At 58.9% G+C, this 25,564-nt stretch carries 25 protein-coding genes and 2 pseudogenes; 11 read left to right on the forward strand and 16 right to left on the reverse strand.

The features are described from left to right. Window positions 1-83: 83 nt before the first annotated feature. Together ggt and BCF11_RS24505 are read right to left on the reverse strand one after the other, a co-directional pair. Window positions 84-1,811, reverse strand: coding sequence for a gamma-glutamyltransferase (gene ggt, locus BCF11_RS24500; protein WP_098497053.1), 1,728 nt, complete (start codon window positions 1,809-1,811; stop codon window positions 84-86). 123 nt (window positions 1,812-1,934) lie between these two features. After that, a pseudogene (locus BCF11_RS24505) lies at window positions 1,935-2,654 on the reverse strand (GNAT family N-acetyltransferase); the annotation flags it as partial. A gap of 138 nt (window positions 2,655-2,792) precedes the next feature. Here BCF11_RS24505 and BCF11_RS24510 point away from each other — a divergent pair. Next, a complete protein-coding gene (locus tag BCF11_RS24510; protein WP_098497055.1) occupies window positions 2,793-4,277 on the forward strand; it encodes a PLP-dependent aminotransferase family protein in 1,485 nt (494 codons plus the stop codon). Between the two features lie 41 nt (window positions 4,278-4,318). Here BCF11_RS24510 and BCF11_RS24515 read toward each other — a convergent pair whose 3' ends face one another. The 4 genes from BCF11_RS24515 to BCF11_RS24530 form a co-directional block, all read right to left on the reverse strand. After that, window positions 4,319-5,263 carry an AraC family transcriptional regulator gene (locus tag BCF11_RS24515; RefSeq protein WP_098497056.1) on the reverse strand — a complete coding sequence of 315 codons (945 nt, stop codon included), beginning with the start codon at window positions 5,261-5,263 and terminating at the stop codon, window positions 4,319-4,321. Then, entirely contained in the window at window positions 5,247-6,692 is a 1,446-nt protein-coding gene (locus BCF11_RS24520) for an aldehyde dehydrogenase family protein (RefSeq protein ID WP_098497057.1), read from the reverse strand. Before BCF11_RS24520 ends, BCF11_RS24515 begins: the two co-directional genes overlap by 17 nt. 185 nt (window positions 6,693-6,877) lie before the next feature. Further along, window positions 6,878-7,300 carry an SRPBCC family protein gene (locus tag BCF11_RS24525; protein ID WP_098497058.1) on the reverse strand — a complete coding sequence of 141 codons (423 nt, stop codon included), beginning with the start codon at window positions 7,298-7,300 and terminating at the stop codon, window positions 6,878-6,880. 4 nt (window positions 7,301-7,304) lie between these two features. Next, window positions 7,305-8,327, reverse strand: coding sequence for an aldo/keto reductase (locus BCF11_RS24530; RefSeq protein ID WP_098497059.1), 1,023 nt, complete (start codon window positions 8,325-8,327; stop codon window positions 7,305-7,307). A gap of 123 nt (window positions 8,328-8,450) precedes the next feature. Between BCF11_RS24530 and BCF11_RS24535 the strand changes: the two genes are divergently transcribed. Further along, the gene (locus tag BCF11_RS24535) at window positions 8,451-9,341 is read left to right on the forward strand and encodes a LysR family transcriptional regulator (protein WP_098497060.1); all 891 of its coding nucleotides are present in this window, start codon (window positions 8,451-8,453) and stop codon (window positions 9,339-9,341) included. A 33-nt stretch (window positions 9,342-9,374) separates the two neighbouring features. Here BCF11_RS24535 and BCF11_RS24540 read toward each other — a convergent pair whose 3' ends face one another. From BCF11_RS24540 to BCF11_RS24550, 3 genes are read right to left on the reverse strand one after another with little or no spacing between them, the layout of a single operon-like run. Beyond that, window positions 9,375-10,655, reverse strand: a complete 1,281-nt coding sequence (locus tag BCF11_RS24540; protein ID WP_098497061.1) for a TRAP transporter large permease — start codon at window positions 10,653-10,655, stop codon at window positions 9,375-9,377. Then, the gene (locus tag BCF11_RS24545; RefSeq protein WP_098497062.1) at window positions 10,646-11,206 is read right to left on the reverse strand and encodes a TRAP transporter small permease; all 561 of its coding nucleotides are present in this window, start codon (window positions 11,204-11,206) and stop codon (window positions 10,646-10,648) included. Before BCF11_RS24545 ends, BCF11_RS24540 begins: the two co-directional genes overlap by 10 nt. A 39-nt stretch (window positions 11,207-11,245) precedes the next feature. Further along, a complete protein-coding gene (locus BCF11_RS24550; protein ID WP_098497063.1) occupies window positions 11,246-12,220 on the reverse strand; it encodes a TRAP transporter substrate-binding protein in 975 nt (324 codons plus the stop codon). Between the two features lie 739 nt (window positions 12,221-12,959). On the opposite strand from BCF11_RS24550, the pseudogene BCF11_RS24555 reads away from it, so the two are divergent. From BCF11_RS24555 to BCF11_RS24570, 4 genes and pseudogenes are all read left to right on the forward strand, one after another. Then, window positions 12,960-13,890: pseudogene (locus BCF11_RS24555) on the forward strand (alpha/beta fold hydrolase). A 220-nt stretch (window positions 13,891-14,110) separates the two neighbouring features. Next, window positions 14,111-14,305 (forward strand): hypothetical protein, encoded by a 195-nt coding sequence (locus BCF11_RS24560; protein ID WP_098497064.1) that lies wholly within the window; start codon window positions 14,111-14,113, stop codon window positions 14,303-14,305. Window positions 14,306-14,612: 307 nt separating this feature from the next. Further along, window positions 14,613-16,433 (forward strand): phospholipase D-like domain-containing protein, encoded by a 1,821-nt coding sequence (locus BCF11_RS24565; RefSeq protein WP_098497065.1) that lies wholly within the window; start codon window positions 14,613-14,615, stop codon window positions 16,431-16,433. A gap of 65 nt (window positions 16,434-16,498) precedes the next feature. Then, entirely contained in the window at window positions 16,499-16,879 is a 381-nt protein-coding gene (locus BCF11_RS24570; protein ID WP_098497066.1) for a tautomerase family protein, read from the forward strand. Window positions 16,880-16,994: 115 nt separating this feature from the next. On the opposite strand, the gene BCF11_RS24575 is transcribed toward BCF11_RS24570, so the two are convergent. After that, window positions 16,995-18,248 (reverse strand): alpha-1,2-mannosidase, encoded by a 1,254-nt coding sequence (locus BCF11_RS24575; RefSeq protein WP_098497067.1) that lies wholly within the window; start codon window positions 18,246-18,248, stop codon window positions 16,995-16,997. A gap of 218 nt (window positions 18,249-18,466) precedes the next feature. After that, on the reverse strand, window positions 18,467-19,621 hold the full coding sequence (locus BCF11_RS24580) for a tyrosine-type recombinase/integrase (RefSeq protein WP_098497068.1): 1,155 nt from the start codon (window positions 19,619-19,621) through the stop codon (window positions 18,467-18,469). Window positions 19,622-19,844: 223 nt separating this feature from the next. Here BCF11_RS24580 and BCF11_RS24585 point away from each other — a divergent pair, with 223 nt between their 5' ends. Continuing rightward, window positions 19,845-20,726: a DNA-binding protein gene (locus tag BCF11_RS24585; protein ID WP_098497069.1), complete on the forward strand. Its 882-nt coding sequence runs from the start codon at window positions 19,845-19,847 to the stop codon at window positions 20,724-20,726. Window positions 20,727-20,771: 45 nt separating this feature from the next. On the opposite strand, the gene BCF11_RS24590 is transcribed toward BCF11_RS24585, so the two are convergent. Continuing rightward, the gene (locus BCF11_RS24590) at window positions 20,772-21,041 is read right to left on the reverse strand and encodes an acylphosphatase (protein ID WP_098497070.1); all 270 of its coding nucleotides are present in this window, start codon (window positions 21,039-21,041) and stop codon (window positions 20,772-20,774) included. Window positions 21,042-21,268: 227 nt separating this feature from the next. On the opposite strand from BCF11_RS24590, the gene BCF11_RS24595 reads away from it, so the two are divergent. The 4 genes from BCF11_RS24595 to BCF11_RS24610 are packed head-to-tail and all read left to right on the forward strand — an operon-like array spanning window position 21,269 to window position 23,023. Further along, the gene (locus BCF11_RS24595) at window positions 21,269-21,592 is read left to right on the forward strand and encodes a helix-turn-helix transcriptional regulator (RefSeq protein WP_098497071.1); all 324 of its coding nucleotides are present in this window, start codon (window positions 21,269-21,271) and stop codon (window positions 21,590-21,592) included. Next, a complete protein-coding gene (locus BCF11_RS24600) occupies window positions 21,589-21,996 on the forward strand; it encodes an SRPBCC domain-containing protein (RefSeq protein ID WP_098497072.1) in 408 nt (135 codons plus the stop codon). The genes BCF11_RS24595 and BCF11_RS24600 overlap by 4 nt, the downstream gene beginning before the upstream one ends. Further along, complete coding sequence (locus tag BCF11_RS24605; RefSeq protein ID WP_158229274.1) at window positions 21,993-22,547, forward strand: cytochrome b; 555 nt, start codon at window positions 21,993-21,995, stop codon at window positions 22,545-22,547. Before BCF11_RS24600 ends, BCF11_RS24605 begins: the two co-directional genes overlap by 4 nt. A 56-nt stretch (window positions 22,548-22,603) precedes the next feature. Next, window positions 22,604-23,023: a DUF1801 domain-containing protein gene (locus BCF11_RS24610; protein ID WP_098497074.1), complete on the forward strand. Its 420-nt coding sequence runs from the start codon at window positions 22,604-22,606 to the stop codon at window positions 23,021-23,023. A 554-nt stretch (window positions 23,024-23,577) separates the two neighbouring features. Here the strand turns inward: BCF11_RS24610 and BCF11_RS24615 are convergent. The 4 genes from BCF11_RS24615 to BCF11_RS24630 form a co-directional block, all read right to left on the reverse strand. Next, on the reverse strand, window positions 23,578-23,910 hold the full coding sequence (locus tag BCF11_RS24615) for a DUF5076 domain-containing protein (protein WP_098497075.1): 333 nt from the start codon (window positions 23,908-23,910) through the stop codon (window positions 23,578-23,580). 91 nt (window positions 23,911-24,001) lie between these two features. Beyond that, window positions 24,002-24,214 (reverse strand): DUF6434 domain-containing protein, encoded by a 213-nt coding sequence (locus tag BCF11_RS24620; RefSeq protein WP_098497076.1) that lies wholly within the window; start codon window positions 24,212-24,214, stop codon window positions 24,002-24,004. Between the two features lie 96 nt (window positions 24,215-24,310). Next, a complete protein-coding gene (locus BCF11_RS24625) occupies window positions 24,311-25,099 on the reverse strand; it encodes a GNAT family N-acetyltransferase (protein WP_158229275.1) in 789 nt (262 codons plus the stop codon). Next, window positions 25,026-25,475, reverse strand: coding sequence for a nuclear transport factor 2 family protein (locus tag BCF11_RS24630; protein WP_098497078.1), 450 nt, complete (start codon window positions 25,473-25,475; stop codon window positions 25,026-25,028). The genes BCF11_RS24625 and BCF11_RS24630 overlap by 74 nt, the downstream gene beginning before the upstream one ends. Window positions 25,476-25,564 lie beyond the last annotated feature (89 nt).

A 25,564-nucleotide genomic window follows, 5' to 3' on the forward strand; every position in this document is an offset into this window, starting at 1 on the left:
TCCCGATTGAATGCGAATAACAGAACTATCTTTGGTCCGGGCGGCGCACCCACCGCGCCGGACCGGCTTGCATACTATTTAATTTAGTAGCCCAGCGCCAGCCCAGAGTTGCGGCGCGGATCGTTGGCGCCGTAGAAGCGGTTCTTGCCGACCGGCTTGCCGCCCAGCGATGGCGCGCCGACCAGTATCGCCGCCACATGGTTGAACGGCTGCGGCACGGCGAACTTCTGGCCCCAGCCTTCGAGGATCTTTTGCGTGTCGGGGCTCAAGGTAAAGGCTTCGATATTGGTCGCCTCCGGCAGCCATTGCTGGTGGAAGCGCGGCGCGTCGACCGCTTCCTGGATGTTCATGCCGTAATCGATCACGTTCAGCATGGTCAGCAAGGTCGCCGTGATGATGCGGCTGCCGCCCGGCGTGCCAACCACCATCACGGTCTTGCCGTCCTTGGTGACGATGGTCGGGCTCATCGAAGACAGCGGACGTTTTCCCGGAGCGATGGCGTTGGCTTCGCCCTGCACCAGGCCGTACATATTGGGCACGCCGATCTTGGCGGTGAAATCGTCCATTTCGTCGTTGAGCATGATGCCGGTCTTGCTGGCCATGACGCCGGCGCCGAACCAGTCGTTCAGGGTATAGGTCACCGACACTGCATTACCCCATTTGTCGACGATAGAGTAATGGGTGGTGTTGCTGCCCTCGTGCGGCGCCACGCCCGGCTTGATGTCTTGCGAAACGCCGGCCTTGTGCGGATCGATGACGGCGCGGATCTTGGCTGCATAATCCTTGTCGAGCAGACGCACCAGCGGGTTCTTCACATAGTCTGGATCGCCCAGATAGCTGTTGCGGTCGACATAGGAATGGCGCATGGCCTCGATCTGGTAATGCATGGCCTGCGCCGAGCGGAAGCCGAGGTTTTGCATCGGATAACCTTCGAGGATGTTCATGATCTCGCAGATGACCACCCCGCCCGAACTCGGCGGCGGCGCCGAAACTACGTGGTAGCCGCGATAGTCGCATTCCACCGGCGCCAGCTCACGGGTTTTGTACTGATCGAGATCAGACTGGGTGATGATGCCCTTGCCGGCCTGGCTCGAATTGACGATGGCTTGCGCCACCCAGCCCTTGTAGAAGCCGTCGCTGCCCTTGGCGCCGATTTCGCGCAAGGTCTTGGCCAGCTCCTTTTGCACCAGCTTCTGGCCGACGCGGTAGGGTTCGCCATGGTTCAGGAAGATCGCGCCCGAGTCGGCCGCATCCTTCTTGAACACCTCGGTCGCGGTTTCCAGCATGTCGACGTCGCCCTGGTCCAGCACGAAGCCCTCTTCGGCATACTTGATGGCCGGCGCGATCACCGTGGCGCGCTTCATCGTGCCGTATTTGCTCAGCGCCAGCTCCATGCCGGACACCGTGCCCGGCACGCCGACCGCCAGGTGGCCCTTGGTGCTCAGGTTGGGGACCACATTGCCATTCTTGTCGAGATACATATTGGCGGTGGCCGCCAGCGGCGCTTTTTCGCGGAAATCGAGGAAGGTCTTGCGGCCGTCGGCAAGCTGGATGGTCATGAAGCCGCCGCCACCGATATTGCCGGCCGCCGGATAGACAACCGCCAGCGCGTAACCCACCGCCACGGCGGCATCGACCGCATTGCCGCCATCCTTCAAAACGTCGACGCCGACATGGGTAGCGAGATGCTGGGCCGTGACCACCATGCCGTTTTCAGCCGCGGCCGGGGCTTGCGAAGCAGCTTGCGCGCAGGCATAGCTGAGGACGAATACCGTTGCAAGAAGCGATTTGGCCAAGGGATCGAATTTCATGAGGTAGGTCTCCAATGCTGATGAAAGGGACGTTGCTGACCGCGGCCTGGCATCCCGCGCTTTGCCGCCAGGACCGCACACAACATTTTATAGCGGATAAATGGCCAGCGGCCGCAATTAACCGGCTGCCGGCTGCGCGGCGCGTATCGCCGTCAAGGATAGCCGCTGTTGCCCCAGCGCGTCGAAGTTTTCCGGCGCTAGCCATTTTTCAAAAGCAGCGCGCAGCGCCGGCCATTCGCAGTCGATGATGGCGAACCAGGCGGTATCGCGGCTGCGTCCCTTGTAGACCACGGCCTGGCGGAATATGCCCTCGAACTGGAAACCGAGCCGCGCCGCCGCCTGGCGCGAAGGCGCGTTCAGGCTGTCGCACTTCCATTCGTAGCGGCGGTAGCCCAGCTCATCGAACACGTGCTTCATCAGCAGGTACTGGGCTTCGCTGGAAACCGGCGTGCGCTTCAAGAGCGGCGAGAACGTGACAAACCCGACTTCGATGACGCCATTGGCCGGGTCGATCCGCATCAGCGCCAGGGTGCCGACCGCCTTCCCGCTCTTGCGCTCGATGACGACGTAGTGCAAGGGGTCGCTGCTGGCGGCGGCGCGCTCGGCATACTCGATATAGCCGGCGGCATCGGCGAACGGGCCGGTCGACAGATAGGTCCAGTCGCGCTCATCCGCCGCCTGGCTGTAGGCCTGGTACAGCTCTGCCGCATGGCGCTGCGGATCCAGCGCTTCGAGGCGGCAGTAGCGCCCTTCTATCGGCTGGCGCGGCGGCCGCGCGCGCGGCGTCCAGCCGGGTACGGCTGCGCCTATCGGTTGCTGGTACGGATTCAAGATGCTGGTCATATGCGGTTCCATGGCTGATCATGCCTGACGTGTGCCGGGCATGTGCTAAAGTACGCGTTTCGTGGCCCCAATAAAAGTGCCACATCAGGCATATTTCATGGTGCCACGCGATTTCGTTCAAACCCTCCCGCCTTTTCCATGACGACCTCTCCAGTTCTGGTGCCGCAAGTCTTGCTCGAAGCTCCGCTGAACAAAGAGCACGATGCTGCGCCCATGCAACGGCAGTTATACCGGCGCATCAAGGAAGCCATCCTGGACGGCGGCCTGATGGCTGGAAGCCGCCTGCCGGGTTCGCGCGCCTTGGCCGAGGCGCTGTCGATTTCACGCAACACGGTAACCGCCGCCTACGAGCTGCTTGCCGCTGAGGGGTATGTGCAACCCGACCGCCAGGGCACCCGGGTCGCGGCCTTGTCGCGGCCGCCGCGATCGCCTTCTCCGCGCAAAGCACCTGACGCCCCGTCTGCGCCGCTCATCGCGCAGCGCCTGACGCGCATCCAGCCGAGTGCGCCGCGCAACGATGCCTGCGCCATCTTACGCCCGGGAACGCCGGCCCTGTCACATTTTCCGCTGGCTGCCTGGCGCCGCGCGCTTGACCATGCGATCCAGCGCGGCGGCTCAGCAGCCCTGGGCTATGGCGATCCCTTGGGCGAGCCGGCCCTGCGCACCGCCATCGCCCGCCACCTGGGCATGGCGCGCGGCGTGCGTTGCGAGCCGGCCCAGGTGATCATCACCGAGGGCGCGCAAGAAGCGCTGCTGCTGTGCGCACGCTTGTTGAGCAATCCGGGCGATACCGGCTGGATCGAGGATCCTGGCTATCGCGGCGCCAAGGCCGCCATGCATGCGGGCGACCTGCGCATAGTCCCCATGCGGGTCGATGCGGAAGGCCTGGCCGCAACGGCAGAGGATTGGACATCGCGGCCGCCGCGCCTGATCTACACCACGCCCTCGCACCAATATCCGGCCGGCGCCGTGTTGACCGTGGCGCGCCGCCTGGACCTGATCGCGCAAGCGCGCCGCCACCACGCCTGGATCATCGAAGACGACTACGACAGCGAATTCCGCCATGCCGGCGAATCCATAGGTGCCATGCAGGGGCTGGTGGAGCAGGCGCCGGTGCTGTACGTCGGCACTTTCAGCAAGACCATGTTCCCGTCCTTGCGGCTGGGCTTCCTGGTGCTGCCGGCCCAGCTGCTGGCCGGATTGCAGACGCCGCTGGAAGAAATGCTGCGCGGCGGCCACCGCTATGAACAGCTGGCGCTGGCGGAATTCATCGAGAGCGGCCAGTTCAGCCGCCACCTGGGACGCATGCGGCGCCTCTACCGCGATCGCCAGCAGGCGCTGCGGGACGCCTTGGGCCGGCAGCTGCGCGTGCCGCACGCCATCGAAGGTGGCTATTGCGGCCTGCACCTCACGGTACGATTGCCGGCATGCTATCCGGATCGCAAGATCGCAGAGGCGGCCCGGTGCTACGGCATCGCGCCCAGCCCGCTATCCGGTTTTGCCTTGCAACCCATGCCCGAGGATAACGGCTTGGTGCTGGGATACGGTAATACGGCGGCGGAACTGTTTGAGCCCTTGGTCAAGCGTTTGTCGCTGCTGATCCGCGCGGCAGAAATTTCCTAGCTGGCTACACAGCGCCGCTTGCAGATTCGACCGTGCCGGCGCTATTGGTCCAACTCATGATGCTTCAGGTACTCCATGTCTTGCAACGGTGAGGCGCCGAACAACCTGCGATATTCCCGGCTAAACTGCGACGGGCTTTCATAGCCCACCTTGAAAGCGACGGTGGCAGCTTCGATGTTGCCGCCCAGGAGCAGCTTGCGCGCTTCCAGCAAGCGTACCTGCTTTTGATATTGCAAGGGACTCATCACAGTGATGGCCTTGAAGCGGTGATGCAGATTGGACACGCTCATGCTGACAGCCTTGGCCAGTTGCTCGACGTGCATCGGTTCGGCGTAGTTGGTCTTGATCCAGTGAATTGCCTGGTTGACGCCTTTTTCCTGATGATGAGCCAGCACCGTCTGGCCCAGCAGGCCGCCATCCCTGGCGCTGATGAGGCGATACAAGATTTCTTGCTTGACCAGGGGCGCCAGGACGGCCAGGTCGCGGGGCTTCTTCAGCAGCCTTGCCAGCCGCAGGAAGGCATCCTGCAACTCGGCATCCGCGGCTTCCACATAAGCGGCGGCTCGCGGCTGGGAGTTTTTGGGAGGCGCAAGCTTGTGTTCAATGATCTGCGCTGCAATTTCGTGGGCATCCAACGCAATCCTTACCCCCAGATAGGGCTCGGCAAGCGAGGCGTCCGAGACCTGACCGGAGACCGGCATATCGATGGCGGAAAGCACATAGCTGCCGCGCCCGTAGTGCGAGATCTCGCTGCCGATGAGGACCTTTTTCCTCCCTTGCAGCACCAGGCACATGGAGGGCTCCAGCATGCCCCTGGTGAGTTCGGTCGGACGGGTAAATCGGATGAACGAGAGATACGGCAGCGCGGTGCGCACATCGCGCTGTGTCTCTGGAACACCTTCGAAATGACTGAGCACCTCGTCGCGCAGGAGATCCAGCGGGTCGAACGGGGATCCTGGTTTGCCGCCGTTATTGTGTAGTTTCATTGCTCGTTTCACCGTGTCCCATGACGGCTTTAGGTTCCAGATAGGCCTCCAGTCCATAGCGGCCATACTCGCGGCCAATGCCAGACTGCTTGAATCCGCCGAACGGCGCGCGCGGTTCATCGTACATGCCGTTGATGAACACGCGGCCGGCGACGATCTGGGCAGCCACCCGGTTCGCCCGTTCCAGGTCGGACGAACTGACGAAGGCATGCAAGCCATAAATCGTGTCGTTTGCCATCTCTATGGCTTCGGCCTCGGTTTTATAGCTCAGGATAACCAGCACCGGTCCGAAAATTTCTTCTCTCGCAATCCGCATATCCATGGTGACGCTGGCGAACACGGTAGGTTGCACAAAATAACCGTGCTCGAGACCGGCCGGATGGCCGGCGCCGCCGGTCAGCAGTTCCGCGCCTTCTTCTATCCCCAGGTGGATATAGCGCTGCACCCGATCATACTGCGTTTGCGTCACCATCGGCCCGATCGCCGTGGCGCTATCGTGCGGATTACCTACCTGCAGAGCCTGCATCGCTTTTTTCATCAGGCTTTTCACTTCGTCGAGACGGCTTTCCGGCACGATCAGGCGCGTTCCGGCCATGCAGGCCTGGCCGCTATTGACCGTGGCCGCAGCTACGGCGAGCAGAATGGCTTTTTCGAGATCGGCATCGTCCAGGATCAGGTTCGGTGATTTGCCGCCGAGCTCCAGCGTGACCCGTTTCATTGTGTCCACCGCGCCGCGGGCTATGGTTTTCCCGACTTCCGTGGATCCTGTGAATGAAATCTTGGCAATATCGGGATGACGGGTCATCTCTGCGCCTACCGTCGCCCCGCGCCCGGTCACGATATTGATCACACCGGGCGGCAATCCTGCCGCGTGCAGGCACTCGGTCAGCAGCTGGGTCTGGAGAGCGCTCAGCTCGCTGGGCTTGATGACTGCAGTGCTGCCGGCAGCAACCGCCATCGCCAGTTTGCTGCAGATGAAGCTGTAGTTGGCGTTCCAGGGCGTAATCAGGCCGACCACGCCCAACGGTTCCAGCACGACTTTCGAGATGCCGACATGCTGGACGAACTCGAAAGTCTTCAGCAGTTCTCTCGCCAGCAGAAAGCTGTCGGCCGCGCGCTGCGTGCTCGCCTTGCTGATCCGCAGCGGACCGCCGTATTCTTCAATCATGACGTCCAGGAGTTCATCCGAGCGCGCCGCCACGGCGTCGTGCAGGCGCTGCAGATATGCCATGCGCTGTTCTCTGCTGGTATGCGCAAAGCTATTGTAGGCGGCTTTTGCCGCGGCAATCGCTGCTTGCGCATCCTGCTCGTCCGCCAGCGTAACCCGGGCGATGACCGCCCGGGTCGAGGGATTGACGAGTTCGAGCACTTCCTTGCCGTGAGGTTTAATGAAGCTGCCGTTGATATAAATGTGGTCTACCGTTTTCATGGAATCTCCGCTGATGAGTGAAAGCTTGACTTCATCTTAGGCGGGAGGTCGGAAAACGGGGTAGATCAATGCTGTGCGAGGATTGCCTGATTCTGCCGAAATTGAAAAATCCCCGGGCTCTGAAAGTCATTGCCTGAAAGGCAATATGTATCTAGGTCAAGGGCAGCCATCCTTTGCACCGCAAGTCAGCCTGTTGCAAGCATCCGCTGTTTCAGCGCCTGCAATCCATCCCGGTAGATCCCGTGAAACAAGCTGCTGATTTCTTCGTCGCTGACGCCGGCCGGCACGAAGCTGCCGGACCACACCACCAGGCAAGCCTGTCGACCCGCTATTTCTCGCACCTGGAGAGTGGACAGGTAGTGCGTGGCAGGAAAAGGCGCCTGCAGGATCGAGTAACTATAGGAACGGTCTTCTTGGCTGAAGCTTTCCAGGCGCTCGATGATGATCTCGCCCTCGGGCGTTTTCAGGCTGCGCACCCGCCCTCCTTCGCTCAGCTCGCTGTCGAGAATATAGGGCAGCCAGTCCGGCAGCGAATTGAAGCCGCCGATCAGCTGCCATACCCGTTCCGCCGTTGCGGCTATTTCCATGCTTGCGCTTGTGCTGGCCATGCTCTTACTCCTTTGCGCCGGTGACTGGCAGCGGCGCATCAGCCGCCACCAATTTTTCTTGCCGGATCTCTTGCCAGAAAGCGTCCGGGATCGCTGCATTGAGCGCCTGTGCATCTTCAGCAATGCGTTCAGGACGGCTGGCGCCGGGAATCACCGCAGCGACCGCCGGATTGGCCAGCGAGAACTGCAGCGCGGCGGCCTTGATGCTGACCTGGTGACGGTTGGCGATAGCCTTGATGCGCTCGACCCGGGCAATGATCTCGGCCGGCGCCTGCTGATATTCAAAGTGGCTGCCGCCGGTCAGGATGCCCGAGCTGTATGGGCCGCCGACGACAATGTCGACACCGGCTTTGGCCGCCGCCGGCATCAGCCGCTGCAGCGCCCGTTCATGGTCGAGCAGCGTATAGCGACCGGCCAGCAGGAAGCCGTCGGGCTGGGCTTCGCTCAGGTCGAGCGTCAGTTCGCATGGCTCGACCCGGTTGACGCCCAAGCCCCAGGCCTTGATGACGCCTTCGTCGCGCAAGCGGCTCAGCACGCGGAAGGCGCCGGTGCGGGCAATTTCGAACTGGGCCAGCCACTCGTCGCCATAGAAATCCTGGGCGATGTCGTGCACCCAGACGATGTCCAGGCGGTCCGTGTTCAAGCGCTTCAAGCTGTCCTCGATCGAACGCAGCGTGGCATCGGCGCTGTAGTCGTTGATCATCTTGTTGGGACGGCCGAACTCGAACAGGCCGCCCTTCTCGCCCAAGTCCCGCGTCGCCGGGTCTTCCAGCTCATCGAGGATGACGCGGCCGACTTTGGTGCTCAAGACATAGTCGTCGCGGCGGCGCTTGCCCAGTGCATTGCCCAGCCGTATTTCAGCCAGGCCGGCGCCATAGAACGGCGCAGTGTCGAAATAGCGTACGCCATGCTCCCAGGCGGCGTCGACCGTCGCCAAGGCTTCTTCCTCAGGAATGTTGCGGAACATATTGCCCAACGGCGCGGTACCGAAGCCAAGCCTGCCCGGCAGTTTATCTTTGATACTCATGTTTTATCCTTGCTGGTGAATGGGTGGAAAGATGCTTTCTCAAGCAGCGAGAGGAAGTATAGGTTGCACAGTTAATGCAGTCCAAGACATAATAAGACAATTTTAAGTCCCAAAAGGTCTGATATGTTGGACATCCGTCAATTGCATTATTTCGTCGCTGTTGCCGAGGAAGAGAACGTCGGCCGCGCCGCCGAACGCCTGCATATTTCACAATCGCCGCTGAGCCGCCAGATCGCCCAGCTGGAGGAGCGGCTCGGCTTGACCTTGTTCGAGCGCAGCCAGCAGCGCATCCGCCTGACGCGCGATGGTCGTACCTTCCTGGCTGAAGTGCGCGCCTTCCTGACCCATGGCAACCGCCTGGAATCGCTGGCGAAACGGTTGGGACGCGGCGAGGAAGGCGGTCTTTGCCTGGGCTATATCGAAAACGCCATGCATTCCGGTGTGCTGCCGGACGCCCTGCGCAGGTTGCGCGACGGCCGTTCGGCAGTGCATATCGCACTCTATAACATGCACTCGGCCGAACAATTGGAGGGATTGCGCCAGCGCAGTCTCGATGTCGCCCTGGTGTGCGAACCGCCGCTCAAGGACGATCCCGACCTTGATTGCGCCCAGGTGCTGAGCGATGCCATGCTGCTGGCGCTGCCCAGGCAACACGCGCTGGCCGCGCGCGCCGAACTGACGCCGGCTGACCTGGAAGGCCAGGAATGGATCGCCGTGCTGCACAAGGAGAGCGTGCTGAAGCACGACAATTTCGTCGCCGCCTGCGCCCGCGGCGGTTTTACCCCGGACATCAAAATGGAAGCGACCGAGCCCTTGACCGCGCTCGGACTGGTTGCCGCCGGCCTCGGCATGGCCATGATCCAGCACAGCTTGCGCCACCACGCGCCTGCCGGCGTGGTGCTGCGCGAACTGCCCTGGTTCAGCTACCGCACGCCGCTATGGGCTGCCTGGCACCGCATCAACCTGCGGCCGCTGGTGGCGACTTTTCGCGAGACCTTGCTGCAAGGCGTTTAATGCGCCTCGGCGTTGCCAAGGTCAGGCACAGCGCTAGTTCAGCAAAGCGGGAATCCACAGCGAAAACCCGGGCACAAAGGTCACCAGCAGCAAGGTAAACAACAGCGCCAGGTAAAACGGCCAGATGGTGCGCATGATCTGCCCCATGCGGATGCCGCCGATAGTACAGCCGATGATCTGCGCCGCGCCGATAGGCGGGGCATTCAATCCCAGCGAACAGTTAATCAGCAACATCATGCCGAACTGCACCGGCCCCATGCCGAAATGCTCGCAGATCGGCAAGAAAATCGGCGTGCAGATCAGGATGTGCGCGGCCATGTCGAGGAAAGTGCCGAACAGCAGCAAGGCCAGGTTGATCAGCAGGAAAATCACGATCGGATTGCTGCTCACCGCCATCAGCGCCGCGCCGACCGTATCGGCCACGCTGTACAGGCTGATCAGGTAGCCGAAGGCGGAGGAAATGCTGATCAGCATCAGGATCACGCCGGTGGTCTTGACCGATTTGACTGCCGCCTTCAAAAAATCTTCCCAGCTCAGGCTGCGGTACACCAGGGTGGTCAGCAGCAGCGCATAAAACACGGCGATGGCGGCGGATTCCGTGGCCGTAAAGATGCCGGAAGTGATGCCGGCGATGATGATCACCACCACCATCAGCCCCGGCACCGCGCGCAGGACGCTGTGCAAGGCCACCCGCCAGCCGAGGAAAGTACCGGCGGGATAGCCGCGATGCACGGCCACCAGGTAGGCGACGGCGAGGTTGGCCAGGGTCAGGATGGCGGCCGGCAGCAGCCCGGCCAGGATCAGGGTGGTGATGGAAACCCCGCCGCCCGCCACCAGCGCGTAGATGATGATGTTGTGCGAAGTCGGCATCAGCACCCCCACCAGCGAGGAATGGGTGGTGACGTTGACCGCATAGTCGGTGTCGTAGTTCTCCCGCTTCATCATCGGAATCATCACCGCTCCCATGGCCGAGATATCCGCCACCGGCGAGCCGGAAACCCCGCCGAACAAGGTGCAGGCCAGCACATTGGTCATGCCCAGGCCGCCGCGGATATGGCCGACCACGCCGCGCGCGCACTGGATGATGCGGTCGGCGATGCCGCCGTACAGCATCAGTTCGCCGGCAAAGATGAAGAAAGGAATGGTGAGGAAGGAAAATACGCTCATGCCGGCGATCATGCGCTGGAAAATCACGGCTATCGGCAAGCCTTCATAGAAGATGGCGGCAATCGCCGACAGTCCGATGGAAAACGAGATGGGTACGCCCAGCAGCAGCAATACCAGGAAACTAACGGAGAGCAGGGTCAATGCCATGATGGGACAACCTTTGTATGTTGCAGCAAGGCGATGATGTGCTCAACCGAAAACAGGACGATCAGGCAGCCGGACAGTATCAGCGGCCAGTAGGTCAAGCCTTGGGAAAGCCCGAGGTTGGGGATCATGTAGTCCATGATCTGGCGGCCCAGGATCCAGCCGTTCCAGATCATCAGCAGCGCGAACACGATGACCAGCAGATGGATTCCTATCTTCAGCACCACCCTCGCCTTCGGCGGCAAGGCGCCGGTCAGCAGTTCGACGCCCATGTGGCGGTCGTCGCGCACGCAGACGGCGACGCCGATATTGGTCACGTACAGCACCATCAGCAGAGCGAAAGCCTCAGTCCATGAGGGACTGCTGTTGAGGACGTAGCGGCCGAAGATCTGGCCGAACACGGCCAGCGCAATCAGGATCAGGCCGGCTACCGCCAGCCTCATGCACATCAGCGAAAGCCAGGCGTTGCAGCGGGTGAGAAAGGTAAAAGGCGGCAGCAAGGCGGTCGCCACCTTGCCGTCAATTGCATCCGCCGGGATATTGGCATTGGTCATAAGCGGTTCCTGGATGGTTCGGAGGGCGGTTGGCGGCGCTTATTGCGTGTCCTGCATGCGCTTGAGCAAGTCTTTCATGTTTGGCGTGGTGACGAACTTGGCATACACCGGAGCCATGCTGGCCTGGAATTCAGCCTTGTTGGCGGCGGCGATATGCACTCCGGCCTTTTCAGCAATGGCGCGCGAAGAAATTTCCTGCGCGTCCCACAGTTTGCGCATGTAAGGCACGGATGCCTTGGCGCTCTGGCGTATCATTTTCTGGTCGTCGGGCGACAGCTTGTCGAAGATCACTTTCGACACCAGCAGTATTTCCGGCGTCATGTCATGCTCGTCCAGCAGCACGTAAGGGGCGATTTCGAAGTGATGGGCGGTCTGGTAAGTCGGCCAGTTGTTTTCGGCGCCGTCGACGATGCCGCTCTTGATGCCGGTGTAGACCTCGGAAGTCGCCATCGGCGTCGCATTGGCGTGCAGGGCCTGCAGCATGGCCACCGACAGTTCCGACTGCGGCACGCGGATCTTCATGCCTTTCAGGTCAGCCAGGTTCTTGACCAGCTTCTTGGTATAGAAAAAGCGCGCGCCGGAGTCGTAGAACGCCAGGCCGACCAGGCCGTGGGCCTCGCAGGAACGCAGGATTTCGTCGCCGATCGGGCCGTCCAGCACATGCCGCATATGCTCTTTGCTGCGGAACACGAACGGCAAGGAAGGCAGCATCGTTTCCGGGCAGATGGCGTTGAGCACGCTGGCATGGGTACGGGTAAATTCAATCGCCCCCAGCTTGACCTGCTCGACAGTGTCCGGCTCGCTGCCCAATTGGCTGTTCGGATACACCTTGATGCTGTATTTGCCCTGGCTGCGCTGCTTCATCAGGTCAGACATGTAGTTGACGGCGGCGACGGTCGGATAATCAGCCGGCTGGACATCGGCGTCGCGGAACTCCCTGGCATGGCCGGGCACGGCGCTCAGCGCCAGCGACGCCACGCAGGCGGCGCACAGCGCGGAAATAGCTTGCTTCATTGGTTTGTCTCCTGGTTTTTTATGTATTCACAACCGCTAGCTGACTCGTGGCAAAAGCGATTTAGTGATACGTTATCGTACAACGTTAATTTCAGCTGTGCAATCACTTAAATAGTGGCGTCGCCAATTACATATATTTCTATCGCGACAGGTTTAGAGTTATTTGGCGGGAAATGCCTCAAGAAGCAAGATCGTTAAACAACTTGTATGACGTCACATAACACTGGCATTGGTTGTTTTGTATCGCGGAAAGGCGCGGCGTCCATTATTTTCACTATGGACCGGGTGTTTTTCTCGTCGCCGGCCATGCACACGAACGGCTGTTGGGGGCAGCAACTAATCTTCAAGTGAAATATTAAAAGTAAAATATCATTATCGATATATAAATGAATATAATCATGTAGTTATATTTTATTTTTAATAATTTACTTTAATATAAATAGAAGTCCACTGCTGCCCTGCCCGGGGTTCGGCCAGACAGGACAACTCCCCCGCCTGCGCCGCGGCGCCTGCGAGCACAAAATTCTTGACAAACGCGCCGCCGGACAGATACTTCGAGTTAGCCTCGGCCGAGGCGCCAGCTTCCGTCACAAACTACAAATGCAATGCCTTGTGCACTCCCATAACATCCAGCTGCAGTGAATAGCCTGATATAGATCTTTACGCTCAACACGCCCGAAGAACGACACAAAACAATGGGCGCGGTAATTTTTCATCATTTCGATTGAAAGGTTCAATCATGAAAAGACGCGCCATCATCCTTGCCGCAATCTTCAGCGGCGCCCTATTCAGCAATGTCTCGCTGGCCGCAGAGCCGGCAATGCCGGCGGGATTCCAGGCGCGTACCGTCGCCACGCCGGATGGCGTGAACATCTTTGTCCGCTCCGGCGGCGCCGGCCCGGCGGTAGTGCTGATACACGGCTTTGGCGACACCGGCGACATGTGGGGGCCGCTGGCGAAGGAGCTGGCCAAGACCCATACCGTGATCGTCCCCGATCTGCGCGGAATGGGGATGTCTTCCAGACCTGCCGGCGGCTACGACAAGATGACGCAGGCCGTCGACATTCGGGCGGTGGTCGTGAAACTCGGCCAGGATCATGCCGCGGTAGTCGGCCACGATATCGGCACCATGGTTGCGTATGCCTATGCGGCAAGATACCCGGACAAAGTAGACAAGCTGGTTGTGATGGACGCCCCTGTTCCCGGCGTCGCGCCCTGGGACCAGATCATTCTCAGCCCGCAGCTGTGGCATTTCAATTTCGGCGGCCCGGATGCCGAGCGCCTGGTGGCCGGCCGCGAGCGCATCTATCTCGACCGTTTCTGAAACGAGTTCGCGGGCGACCCCATCCAAAGTGGATGAAGCAACGCGGGCCTATTACGCCAGGCTGTATGCCCAGCCCGGCGCCATGCGCGCCGCCTTTGCGCAATTCAATTCGATCGCCGCCAAGGACGTTGCTGACAATCGGATCGCCTCGCAGACAAAACTCGCCATGCCTGTGCTCGCCATCGGTGGTGAAAAATCGTTCGGCGCCACCATGGCCGTTGTCATGCGCAACGCCGCCAGCAACGTGCAGGAAGCGGTAGTACCCAAGGCCGGTCACTGGCTGATGGAAGAAAGTCCCGATGCGACCATCGCGCTTATAGTGAATTTCCTTGGCAGCGGGCGCTAGATGCCGGCAGCCTGCCAATATGATTGCGGACGTTTTATGAATGCAGGCTCAGGCGACTTATCGTCGGCTCGGCTCCCTGTATTGCGGGTATTCAAGGATTTCTTCAACGGACTGATGCCGGGGGGGGGTGCATCGACTTGGCAACGACTTGCCATCGATTTGAATCGCCCGATCGATGATGCTAGGATATGTTCCTCGCTAGTCCGGCTTGGAGAGATGCATGAATACTGCAGATCAGAAAATCAACGAAGCGCGCCGCTTGCACGACCTGGCAAAAAGCAAATATATTGCGGAACTCTCCAGCGAGCAGCGAGATCCCGCCGTGGTCAGCAAATTGCGGTTTGAGATGGACGCCGCGCTCAAGCATTTTGTCGATTCGACCAATGACACCGATCCGCATCACCTTCTGAGGTGAGCTGTCAGCCAGCAAGCCTGCGCTCACGGCGCGGGCGCCCATCTTGCAACGCGATTCCGGCAACGTGGCGCCGGAACGCCAGCTTGCAACTCCTGTCATCCCGCGCATGCCGGGCTAAAGCAGGAAATATTTCCACACGACATTTATTCCCAGTTCGACAAGTCATTGCACTGTAACAATTTCCCGTTAATATTTTTCAATTCTTTTTGAATTGAGTGGAAAGCAACTCGCAGAAACTCATCCGTCATCAAATAGGGTGCTTGCGGCGCCTGCTCATCAGGTGCTCAACTGAACCAGGAGAGTCGCAATGGCGTCTGTCACAGAGCAATCGAAGCTGCTGTCCGTTACCGCCTACATCGGGGATTGCAAGACCCTGCTGGCATTCAATCTTTTCGATGCGCAAAGCGCCGTCAAGCTGGCGGGTTTCACCATCCAATGCCAGCCCAAGGGTCTGCCACCCTATTACCTGTACAACACCCTGCAGTTCGAGACCCCCGCCAGCCATGCCCAGGATCCGCAGGAACCGCCGAATTCAAGCGTGAACGCGCCGGTGCACAAGTTTCGCTGGCTGCATGTGCCGGGCTCCAATCATCAGCGCACGGATCCGTTCTTCGGCGAGTACACCTATACCGTTACCCCGCGCTATTTTGACGACAAGCAGTCGCTGACCGCTCTCGATCCCGCGCAAGGAGTCGCGCTCAAGGTCTACGTAGGGCCGTTTGTAAAGAACAAGTTCAGTCTCGGCTTTACTCGCGGCTACACGCAGTCGCAGGCGTTTACCCGCCATTTCGGCGTCAACGCCCTGATCCGCCCCAAGAGCGATGAACTGCTGTTCGATACCGCGCAGGTGTCCGGCAGCGATCCCTCCGGTGCGCAGTACACCTTTGCCGATGAATACGCCTGGCTGGGCCTGACGGCGCGCACGCAGATTTTTGCGCTGCTCAACGAGGTGCTGCAGGATCCGTCGCAATATCTCGATGTGTTCGCCTACGACCTCAACGAACCGGACATCTGCAAGATCCTGCTGGAGCTGGCCAGGCAAGGCCGCGTGCGCATCATCCTGGACAATGCGGCGCTTCACCATTCGGTGGCGAAGCCGACGCCCGAAGACGAATTCGAGACGCAGTTCCGAGCGGTCGCCAAAAGCCCTGCCGACATCCTGCGCGGTCATTTCAAGCGCTACGCCCACGACAAGGTATTCGTCAGCTTCAACAAGGATAGCGCACTGAAGGTACTGACCGGCTCGACCAATTTCTCGGTCACCGGCCTGTACGTCAATTCCAACCATGTGCTGGTATTCGACGACCCCGTCGTCGCCGCCGAATACGGGCAGCTGTTCGAAACGGTATGGCAAGGCGGCGTCAAGCTCACGCCCTACCTGCAATCGCCGTTTTCTTCGGCCACCTTCTCGGTGCCCCAAGGCGCATCGCCCGAGGCCGACATCACTTTCGCCCCGCACACGGCCGAGTTTGTCACCAAGAATCTGGGCGAGATCGCCACCCGCATCCAGCAGGAAGGATCGAAATCGGCAAAACAGGCTAGCGTGCTGTTTGCCGTCATGGAAATCGACAACGGCACCAGCCCGGTCTACACCGCTCTGAAAAACCTGCACGCCGATGAACACATCTTCAGCTATGGCATTTCAGACAGCAGCAGCGGCATTTCGCTGTATGCGCCAGGCAAGAAGACCGGCGTGCTGGTGACCGGCAAGCCCGGGAAGGCGATTCTGCCGCCGCCGTTCGACCAGGTGCGCAGCATCGGCGGCATCGGCCATCAGATCCACCACAAGTTCGTGGTATGCGACTTCAACGGCAGCGATCCTGTGGTTTACTGCGGCTCGTCCAACCTCGCTCTGGGCGGCGAGCAGGCCAATGGCGACAACCTGCTGGCGATCTACGATGGCGACGTCGCCACGGTATTCGCAATTGAAGCGGCGGGACTGGTGGATCATTTCCAGTTCCTGGACCGGATGGCAAGCGTATCACCACCGACTGCAGCTAAAATGCCTGTATCCAAGCAACAGGCTGCGGTCGCCGCAGGCTGGTTCTTGTCTACCACGGATAACTGGGCCAAGCCCTATTTCAATCCCGGCGATTTTCACTACACCGACCGCTTGCTGTTTGCTTGAGCAAACCACGGGGACGGCGGCTGTAGCGGCGTGGCCAGGATACATAAACCTTTCAAGGAGTCTGCATGCCGCTCGTCACAATCACTGTCCGCAAACCGAAATCCGCTGAATTCAAGGCCGGCATTCTCGATGCGGTACACGCCGCGCTGGTTTCAAGCGGGGTACCGGCGACCGATAAATTCCAGCGCGTCATCGAACTCGACGCCGAGGACTTCCGCTACGATCCCGGCTATCCGGACCTGAAATCGGCGCGTAGCGATAATTTCGTCCTGATCGAAATCCTCTGGTCGGTCGGCCGCAGCGTCAAAATCAAGCGCAAGCTGCTGGAAGAACTGATGGCCACCCTGTCCGGCCAAGGCCTGAATACCGAAGAAGTGATGGTGTGTTTCAAGGAAACCACCTGGGAAAACTGGTCGTTTGGCGGCGGCCGCCTGATTCACGTGTAACTGGCAGCCCCCGGCAGGTCCAACAGACCCGCGGGCAGGCTGCTCGCCGGAATGCCCAGCGCTTAGCCCGACCGGACAAAACCGCGAGCGTAGCCGGCCTGCTCAGTGCACCTGGTCAGTCGCCGCTAGCTTGCGCGGGTTTGACATAGCGCCGGTTTTTCACCCACAGGAAGCGCGAAAACTGGTCGATCCGGCCAGTCGCCTTGCCGACGGTGAAATCCGCGGCAACCATGTTCTGATACTGCTGCGGCAAAAACTCGGCCAAGAACAGGTAGCCGCTCCTCACGGTGGTGGTCGGGGCGCTGTTGCCGGCGCCATCGCTGCCATTGATTCTTCCCGCATAGTCCTGCGGCCCGCGCGTCACCACATCGACAAAGGTATTGGCGAACCTGGTCATCTCGGCGCTGGTGATTGCGTAGCGGCCGGTGGCATAGGCACGGTAGAAACCGGCTATGTCGAGACTGCCGTGGTTATTGTCTTCGCCGCTTTTGTCGGGCAAGGTATAGCCCCAGTCATAGACATCGCTGCCCTTCTTGCTCTTGTACGAAGTCACGCCTGTAGCAAAAAAGGAGACAACGCTGGCGCTGACAATGGCGTTGTATTTGGTGGCGCGGGATGGATCGTCGCCGAGGATCTCGTGGCAGGCCGCCAGGTTCTGCAAGGCGTAGTTGAACATCATCTGCTGGTTCCATGGCACAGGCAGCCCCGACTTGTACGGCGAGGCGTCGGAAAAATAATACAGGTTGTTGTGGCTCAGGTTGAGGAGGGATTTGAAAGTGTGGCGGTCCAGGCTGTAGTCCGCTTCCGTCACATATTTTTTTGCCCGGCTGTAGTAGTCGGCGCCGTAGTTTTTCGGATCGCCGCTGCCGACCTTCAGGTGCCAGATCGACGGCGTGGCCAGGATCAGCCTGGCGCAATAGCCCAGATGCCCGACCGGGTCGCCCTGCTCGCCGCCGGTGCCGATCGGCGCCGTTGTCACATCGTTGGGCCAGACCGGGTCTATCCTGCCGGTCCAGATCTTGTGCTGGCCGACCGGCGCCGGCGCCAAGTCGTTGCGCTCGGACAGCACGTTGTCGCAAAACACCAGCATCTTGTCGAGGATGGCACGGTCGCCGTTGATTTCGTAGACCAGTCCCATCGCCTTGGTCTGTTCACCGCTGGCGCCCTGGGCCCACTGGTTGCCGATGTTGTCGGCCGCCGGAACCAGGGTTTGGATATACGATTTGAAAGAACTGATCTCCTTGCCGGTGACCGGACCGCTGAAGCTGTCGACCACCATGCCGGCGCTCGCGGCGGGATTTGCGGTATTACCTGCTACAGGGAAAATCGCGGCGCATGCAAGCAGGCCGGACAGCATGTTTTTCAGCATCGATTGTTTTCTCCGATAGTCAGCCCGGATCAACGCGACGCCGGCCAAGGGGCCGGTTGTCGTTGCCGGACTGGATTCAGGTTGGGCCGGCCGCATTGGGACGGATCCAACAAATATTTCCATAATGAAATATTATAGCAATATAAATATTGCTTAACGGAATTTTTAAGGAGTTGATGGCAGGAGCTGCGATGCCCCTTGCCCCTTGCCCTTGCCACTTAGCGCTTACGGGCGAGCGAACCTATCAATTCGTCGTGCCGCTCCCTATCGCTCTTATGCAGGTAAATCGCGGTGGTCGAAATATTGGCGTGGCCCGCCGTATCCTGCAGCGCCTTCAGCGAAACATCGTTGTTGGCGTGCATGGTCAGCATGGTATGCCGCAGCCAGTGCGCGGATGCCTGGCGCAAGGCCGATGCGCTATCCGGTTCGGCGGCCGCTTCGGCCAGGACTGCGGCAGCGGAAAACAAGGATTTCATGGCATTGGCAGCGGCCTCGCCGGTGATCGAGGCCGGCGCCGGTCCACGGCTGGACAGCGCCAGCGGCGTGGCATCGTCGCGCGCCGCATGGGCCGGCAGTCCAAACGCCATGCGATATTCACGAAACGCCGCCAGCATGTCCGGCGCCACCGGCAGCCTACGCGGCTTTGCGCCTTTGCCGACGACATCCAGCCACCAGCGCCCATCTCCCTCGGTATACATCGCGCCCATTCTTGCCCCGGTCAGCTCAGACAGCCTGGCGCCGGTGGTGACATAGCCGAGCAGCAAAAAGCGGTCGCGCGCCCTGGCTTTTCTCTTGACGGGGGATGTTGCGGGCAGCTCATCCATCGCGGCGTATATATAGGCTATGGCCTGCATGCTCAGGTAGCGCGTCACTCTCGCATCGCGCGCCGTCTTGACGTTCTTGACCAGGGCGCCGGCATTGCGCCGCAGATACCCGGCGTTCTTGGCAAATTCCAGCAAGGCTTTCACCACGCGGAAAGCCTGCCGCATGCTGGGCTCGGAAAGCGGCCCGGAAAACGGCCGCCAGCGCGCATCCTCGCGCGGCCACTTGGTGGCCGAGATCCAGGTCTCCTCCGGTTGCGGGTCTTTCAGGAAAGCCTTGTAGGCGATCAAGTCTTCGATATGCAGTTGGTACAGCATTTTGCCGTGATGCTGGCACCACAGCAGAAAGCGCCCCAGGTCCTTCTTCGTGCTCTTGATCGAATTTTCGGAGAGTTCACTGCTGTAAAGGAAGGCGCGCGCCAGTTCGGAGTCCGAACGCGCCGCCACCAGCGGTTCGGCCTCGCCGCCGCCGGCAAACAGATCCAGGGTCAACGCCGGGGCTTTGACGGTCCTGTCCGGCCGTTCCAGGTCTATTACCGCTAAGTGATCCATAAACTGCTAACTGTTGCGAAGCTCAATAAAGGATGAAAACGGGAACCTTCTCGGGAGATTGAGCAGAATATCACGATATTTTATTTAATCGAGATTATTGACGTAATCTCGATTAAATATAAGAATACGTAATTATAATTACTTTTAATTTACGTAATTATTATTACTTTATTGCGATTTTTCAGTAAAATTCCAGTATTAAGATCCGTTTCAAGGAAAAATCATGTCCGAACGCCAGAATCTCAGCTGGACCGCCTGCGATACGCTCGCCGCCCAAGGCAAAAAGCCCTCCATCGGCCTGGTGCGAGAATGGACGATTGCAAGCACCGGCGCCAAGAAAGGATCCGACGGCGATGTGCAAAAGGACATCAACGAGTGGTACGCCGATCTGCTCAAGCTCAAACGGGACAAGGGCGTCGCCGGACTTCCCGACGCCGTGGCCACCCTCACCCGCGAGCTATGGCGTTACGCCGTGGAGTCGGCCAACGATACACTCGCCGCCGAACGCACCGTACTTGCCGGTGAAAAAGCGGAAGCGGAAAAGCTGATCGACCTGGCGCAGGAAGACACCCTGGCCGCCATCGACATCGCCAATGAGTTGAAGGGAAAGCTGACCATCGCCCATGCCGACCTGCTAGGCCGCGACCAGCAGATCAAGCGCCTGGAGCAGGCGCTGGCGGAACAGCGCGCTACGCTGCAGGCAAAAGACGAGCGCATCGGCGGCCTGGCCGCCGAACTGGGCCGCAAGGCTGAGGAGCATGCAGGCGGACTGGCCGAACTGGATGGGCTGCGCAAGCACAGCTTGCTGGAAATCGACAGGGCACGCGCCGAATCCAGACAATGGAAAGCCGAATTCACGCGCATCGAGGCCGAAAGCAAATCCGCCGCGCATGCCTATCGCGAAAAAATATCGATGCTCGAGAGCGAATTGTCGGGGGCAAAGGGCCGACTGGGCGCTATCGAGGAATCGCTGGCGACGGCAAACAAGCGCGTGGAAATCGTGGAGGCAGAGTTGTCTGCCGCAAAACTGGCAAGCGGCGTAAGCAGGCAAGGCCTCGGCGGCAGCAAGAAGCCTGGCGCCGGCAGACTGGTCCGGCGACGCTGATTTTAAATACGCAGCCCGGCTCCTGATTTTAAAAGACTCGCTGCGTCAGCAAATCTTAAATGTCCCATCCAAAGGCTCCGGCTCTTCGACATCCTCGATGGTCACATTGCGCACCAGGGCGGCGGGTGGACCTCGCCTTGCCCAAAGGATGATAGCCTCAAGCGCCACCGCCTCGCCATGAACACAGGCTTCCACGGAGCCATCGCGGCGATTGCGCACCCAGCCGGAAAGGCCAAGGGCAAGCGCCTGGTCGGCAAAGGAAACACGATAGCCGACGCCCTGCACCCGCCCTTCGATCATCAGCCGCTTAGCCATCGCCAGTCTCGCTTTGTCGAATTGTCATTACACTCATTTTGACACGCATCGCCTTGCTCCGTCAGCGTGCCGCCAGACAGTCCCGCCGCACGCCAAGCCAGCCAAATGGCGGGCGATGCTGGCTCAAGATGCGCCCCTTGACATACATAACCAATTGGTTATGATTAACTCAGTGAAGCAACACTTCACAGAAATCAAAACGAAGTTCGCATAAGCAAGGATTCACAATGCACACAGAACCGACGGCTGTCCTAAAAACCTTGTCGGATCCAACCCGGCGCGCGATTTTCGAGCGCTTGAGCAGAGACGGTGAAATGACGGTGCATGCCTTGACCGATCCGTCCGGGGTATCGCAACCCGCCATTTCGAAGCACCTCGGCGCGCTCAAACTGGCCGGCCTGGTGCGAGGGCGGCGCGACGGACGCGAGACGTATTACAGCGCCGAACCGAAAGCGCTGGCGCCGCTGATTGACTGGATTGAATTTTATTCGACCTTCTGGAACAGCCGATTTGACCGCTTGGAAACCCTACTGAAGAGGATGGATCAATGATGCAGACCGACGACACCAAAACGCTGATCGTAGAGAGGGAAATGCCGCATTCCCTGGAAAAAGTCTGGCGCGCGCTGACGCAGAGTCCGCTCATTGAAGAATGGCTGATGCAGAACGATTTCAAACCTGTCGTCGGTCACCGTTTCGATCTTCGTGCCGACTGGGGCGTGGTTGAGTGTCAGGTTCTTGCGATTGAGCCGAACAAGGCGCTGTCTTACACGTGGGAAGCTCTGGGTCTCAAGAGTGTCGTCTCCTGGACTCTCACCCCGACCAGCACAGGAACCCACCTGCGCATGGAGCAGTCGGGCTTCCGGCCGGATCAGCAGCAAGCCTACGCCGGCGCCAAGTACGGCTGGCAGAAATTCTTCGCAAGCCTCGAACGCGTGGCGGGAGGCCTGGCGTGAGCCGCGGCCTCGCCTCGCGCTACCAGCCCGTGCTGGTCGCGCTGCACTGGCTGCTCGCGCTGCTGATCATCGGTCTCCTATGCCTCGGCTTCTTCGTCCTTGCGGATATGCCGAATACCAATCCGAAGAAACTCGAGATCCTCGTGTGGCACATGACGGGTGGCATATGTGTGCTCGCATTGATGATCCTGCGCCTCCTCATCCGCATAAGGAGCGCCCGTCCGGCAACCGCAACCAGCGGTTCGCCCCTGCTGGACCGGCTGGCCTCCATGGCGCACTACAGCTTTTATTTGATCGTGTTCCTGATAATCGCCAGTGGCTGGGCCACCGGCTGGTTCATCCGTGGCGTGTTCCAGCATCCCGGCGAACTGCTACCCAACAATTTCACCACCTTCCCCACGTTCCAGGTCCATGCGGTCCTTGCAACCATGCTGGCGACTCTGATCGCCGCCCATATCGCGGCCGCACTGTTCCATCAGTTCGTATTGAAAGACGGTCTTTTCCGCCGCATGTGGTTTGGGCGACGCACCATCGTTCCGGCAGAAAAATAGAAGGAAATGGTCGCTATCTTGCAACGAAATATATCTCCAACTTCCAGGACGAGAACATGAAAACATCGGATACAAGCCAAGACTTGCCGGCATCGGACCTCATCTCAAAAAAAATAGCCGGACTCGGTGACTGGCGCGGCGAAACCCTTGGCAGAATGCGCAAACTCATCAAGGAAGCGGACCCGGATGTCATCGAGGAAATGAAATGGGGGGACACCCCGGTGTGGTCGCGCGACGGCATCATCTGCACTGGTGAATCCTACAAGGATAAGGTGAAACTCACCTTCATCAAAGGCGCGTCGCTGAAGGATCCGGCTCCTCTTTTCAACTCGAGTCTCGACGGAAACGCACGCCGCGCGATCGACATTCATGAAGGAGAAGAAGTCGACGAATCAGCCTTCAAGGCGCTAGTCCACCAGGCGATTGCTCTCAACAGTTCCGGCAAGTCGAAACCTTCGAAAAAAGCGAAGTCTTAGGAAGTTCCGCCATTGAACAGGCCTGACATTGGAGTCGCAGAGGCATGTTTCGCCGGAGCGAACCCGGGCAGGAGATTGCGTCCAGGTTCTCGGCCGTCCGCTTCTGGCGGGATTCAAGCATTCGAGAAAGACCGAATTCCCACAGCGGCCCTTCGTACTACCTGGAAGCGGACATGCAACGAATAGCCGCGATTCCCGGCACTATGAGAATTCGCGTTCATGATAAATTATTGCCTCATCAAGTGAATCAAACCATGAACAACGTTCTCGTGGCGGAACCTCAATAAAAAGCACAGCGAATTGCCTTGCGAATTCATTCGCCGAATACCCATCCAATGGCAATCGATAGAAATCCGCGCTTTGAACGGAAAATTTACCATTTTGCAAATCATTTAGGCACGAATATCGGACAGCCGACACCTTGTCAAGGCGCTTCCAAATCATAATTTCTTTAAAAAATTCACTCATAGCTAGGGATGCCCACAAGATTCGACTGTAGCCCTTGGATTCATTCGGTTTGCCTCAAGGCGGAACCTCACAGCCCATGGCTACCATCAATGTTTCTTTACAAAATCCCCTTCCGCGTCGGAACTCGGATCCTCCAATTCATCAATAAATACGTCGCGAATCTTTATCAATGACTCCGCCGCATCCGTCAAATAGCGAGACTCCATCGCGTTGGCTAAGTGTCGTGCAGCATCTGCAAGAATTGTTCCCCATGCTTTCTCTTCCGGAATGTTCATTGATTCTTGATGCATACCAATCTTCATTGAGCAATGTAGCTTGCGCTCAGCAATCCATACTCGCAGCATCTCCACCGCATCTTCGTCGCGTATTGCGGGTTCAGGGATAGGAAGTTGCTTAAAAATCTTTTCTTCGCTTTTCATTTTGGCCCTGTAATTCCACTGTCATCCCATTTATTTGGAGCGACCTCTTTACGTCGATGCCAAGGATGCACGATTGGCTGCTTGTGGCCGATTACCGACGTCCACGGCGGCGCTTCCATTCGTCCACTACATCACCCATATTCTTCGCAAGTCCGTCACGTATATAGGCCATCAGTTCGCGGTCAAATTTGAAATCCGTCCCACACTGACTGGAGAGAAAGCGTCGAACGTTTTGCGTGTTCTTGTAGTCGGAATCGATTTCAGTTGTGGGCGATATCATCCCACCATGCCAATCAAATTTCATCTTTACACTCCATGGGTATCAAAACGCGAACGGCGACTCCTGGCCGGTTCCAGCTCCTCTGTAAGCGGCGCCCGAGCGGCGCATAGCCGGCAAAACCTACCCGATGACCGCTGCAGTGACCAGGGAAACAATCGTCCAGCCAATCGTCTTATACAGCGCACGACCATCTTCAGTGGCGACAAGTACGCCTATTTTTGATCCGCCGGCAATCGAAACATTGCTCAGTGCTCCCATGACAATCCGCCCCAGTCCCTTTCTTTGATGTTCAGGCTCGGTCACTATTTGGTCAAAGATTGCAAAGCCATTGCTTTGAGCTACACGTCCCCTCGCGGCTAATTGTCCGTCTTTGCTCCTGAGCTCAGCATCGGTGACCGCACTACTTGTGCGAATTGATAGCTGGTAGTCATCGCGTGCAATGATGGCGTCTTTGCGCAATGTCGCAGCCATCAAATACTCAAGCGGCTGAACCGTCCAGATATCACGAAGAAAAGGCGTTACCATTTCTGGGCTGGCGCAGACTTTAAGCCATGTCCCTGGAACCGTTAAGCTGCTGGATAGCTCGCGCAAAGCTTGCGCATCGAAATTGCTTACTACATGGCGCTCGAGGTGGTCGGGCGCGCCTAAGTCAATTTTGCATCCATACGTTTGATTTACGGGACGAGGTTTCCCCCTCGTAAGGGTCCATCCACGCGCCCATGCTTCTGCAGTGGCCATCTGGTTAAACGCGCACTGACCATTTTCCAATGTTGTTCTCCATTTGCAAAAAGACGATCGACCACATTTGGCCGCGATGCGTCGGCCATTCATCAGCTTACAACTTTGCGCCTGGCGTTTTTTTCCCGGAAATAAATGTGACTTTGGCGATTTTTCCATCTTCAACTTCATAAATCGCAATCGCCTCCATGACACCCGGGCCTTCGGGCAGGGTGACGCGAATGCGCTCATGGTCGATGACGGTATCTCCCATGACGATGCGCTTTACGATGACGCAATGCAAAAGCGTATCGCTGAAGCGTACCGTATAGCGCTTGCGCATTTCGTCCTTGCCCTTCGCCGACGGTGTGTTCGGAAATCCGAAAAGCTCGACCTCGTCCGCATACGTGGCAAGGAAAGCATCCATGTCGCGCGCATTGTAGGCAGCGAGTTGTTTCTGGACGATTTCCTCGGCAGAGTTCATCTCGATAGCTGATGCAGACTGAGACATCGTTAAAGCGCGAAAAGTCAATGGGGCGTAGATGAGCGATTTGAATATATTTTTCATGCCAGATTCCTTCTCGGGGTAAGTTGAGCATCAACCGTGGGCTCTGTCGTCACCACTTGGCCGATAACGGTCAATCAAAGCCGCAATGA

Source organism: Collimonas sp. PA-H2, from assembly GCF_002564105.1.
Lineage (GTDB): Bacteria > Pseudomonadota > Gammaproteobacteria > Burkholderiales > Burkholderiaceae_D > Collimonas.

Bases quoted from the DNA above. Each gene is read 5' to 3' on its own strand.
- BCF11_RS24580 (WP_098497068.1), bottom strand. From the start codon at position 19,621: ATGGATCACTTAGCGGTAATAGACCTGGAACGGCCGGACAGGACCGTC.
- BCF11_RS24625 (WP_158229275.1), bottom strand. From the start codon at position 25,099: ATGAAGTTGAAGATGGAAAAATCGCCAAAGTCACATTTATTTCCGGGA.
- BCF11_RS24630 (WP_098497078.1), bottom strand. From the start codon at position 25,475: ATGAAAAATATATTCAAATCGCTCATCTACGCCCCATTGACTTTTCGC.
- BCF11_RS24595 (WP_098497071.1), top strand. From the start codon at position 21,269: ATGCACACAGAACCGACGGCTGTCCTAAAAACCTTGTCGGATCCAACC.
- BCF11_RS24560 (WP_098497064.1), top strand. From the start codon at position 14,111: ATGAATACTGCAGATCAGAAAATCAACGAAGCGCGCCGCTTGCACGAC.
- BCF11_RS24515 (WP_098497056.1), bottom strand. From the start codon at position 5,263: ATGAAACTACACAATAACGGCGGCAAACCAGGATCCCCGTTCGACCCG.
- BCF11_RS24510 (WP_098497055.1), top strand. From the start codon at position 2,793: ATGACGACCTCTCCAGTTCTGGTGCCGCAAGTCTTGCTCGAAGCTCCG.
- BCF11_RS24525 (WP_098497058.1), bottom strand. From the start codon at position 7,300: ATGGCCAGCACAAGCGCAAGCATGGAAATAGCCGCAACGGCGGAACGG.
- BCF11_RS24590 (WP_098497070.1), bottom strand. From the start codon at position 21,041: ATGGCTAAGCGGCTGATGATCGAAGGGCGGGTGCAGGGCGTCGGCTAT.
- BCF11_RS24535 (WP_098497060.1), top strand. From the start codon at position 8,451: ATGTTGGACATCCGTCAATTGCATTATTTCGTCGCTGTTGCCGAGGAA.
- BCF11_RS24530 (WP_098497059.1), bottom strand. From the start codon at position 8,327: ATGAGTATCAAAGATAAACTGCCGGGCAGGCTTGGCTTCGGTACCGCG.
- BCF11_RS24620 (WP_098497076.1), bottom strand. From the start codon at position 24,214: ATGAAATTTGATTGGCATGGTGGGATGATATCGCCCACAACTGAAATC.
- BCF11_RS24610 (WP_098497074.1), top strand. From the start codon at position 22,604: ATGAAAACATCGGATACAAGCCAAGACTTGCCGGCATCGGACCTCATC.
- BCF11_RS24520 (WP_098497057.1), bottom strand. From the start codon at position 6,692: ATGAAAACGGTAGACCACATTTATATCAACGGCAGCTTCATTAAACCT.
- BCF11_RS24565 (WP_098497065.1), top strand. From the start codon at position 14,613: ATGGCGTCTGTCACAGAGCAATCGAAGCTGCTGTCCGTTACCGCCTAC.
- BCF11_RS24615 (WP_098497075.1), bottom strand. From the start codon at position 23,910: ATGAAAAGCGAAGAAAAGATTTTTAAGCAACTTCCTATCCCTGAACCC.
- ggt (WP_098497053.1), bottom strand. From the start codon at position 1,811: ATGAAATTCGATCCCTTGGCCAAATCGCTTCTTGCAACGGTATTCGTC.
- BCF11_RS24570 (WP_098497066.1), top strand. From the start codon at position 16,499: ATGCCGCTCGTCACAATCACTGTCCGCAAACCGAAATCCGCTGAATTC.
- BCF11_RS24585 (WP_098497069.1), top strand. From the start codon at position 19,845: ATGTCCGAACGCCAGAATCTCAGCTGGACCGCCTGCGATACGCTCGCC.
- BCF11_RS24545 (WP_098497062.1), bottom strand. From the start codon at position 11,206: ATGACCAATGCCAATATCCCGGCGGATGCAATTGACGGCAAGGTGGCG.
- BCF11_RS24550 (WP_098497063.1), bottom strand. From the start codon at position 12,220: ATGAAGCAAGCTATTTCCGCGCTGTGCGCCGCCTGCGTGGCGTCGCTG.
- BCF11_RS24600 (WP_098497072.1), top strand. From the start codon at position 21,589: ATGATGCAGACCGACGACACCAAAACGCTGATCGTAGAGAGGGAAATG.
- BCF11_RS24575 (WP_098497067.1), bottom strand. From the start codon at position 18,248: ATGCTGAAAAACATGCTGTCCGGCCTGCTTGCATGCGCCGCGATTTTC.
- BCF11_RS24540 (WP_098497061.1), bottom strand. From the start codon at position 10,655: ATGGCATTGACCCTGCTCTCCGTTAGTTTCCTGGTATTGCTGCTGCTG.